Source organism: Lactobacillus sp. C449L (assembly GCF_059900815.1).
Window position 1 is genome coordinate 1 of sequence record NZ_JBWXGA010000266.1, and the last position, 444, is coordinate 444.

The following is a 444-nucleotide window of genomic DNA, read 5'->3' on the forward strand; positions in this document are numbered from 1 at the left end:
GATCATGATCCGGATGGGCAACGAGCCGGCCTATCTCCTGTTCTATTTCGCCGCGCTGGCGGCGGGGCTCATCGCCATGCCGTCCTCGCCGCAGCTCACGCCGGCGGAGGCGTCGTTCCTGATGGAGGACTCGGGAGCCGCGGCCGTCGCGCTCGGGCCGGGGCAGGCAATCGAGCCGGACCACGCCGCCGGCCGGATCGTCCTCCGTCCGGACGACATCGCCCACATGCTGCGGACCGAACCGCTCCGGGACTATGCGGACACCGCGGCCGAGGATCCCGCCTACCTGATCTACACCTCCGGGACGACCAGCCGCCCCAAGGGCGTCCTCCACGCCCATCGCGCGATCTGGGGACGGCGGCCAATGCACGACCATTGGCTGGGGCTGACCGAAGGCGACATCGTCCTCCATGCCGGGACGATGAACTGGACCTACACGCTCGG

General features: G+C 69.8%; 1 protein-coding gene. It reads left to right on the forward strand.

Going from position 1 to position 444, the window contains the following annotated elements; all coding sequences use genetic code 11:
* A partial coding sequence (locus tag AC2JF9_RS09325) for an AMP-binding protein (RefSeq protein WP_500727212.1) occupies positions 1 to 444 on the forward strand: 444 nt, incomplete at both ends.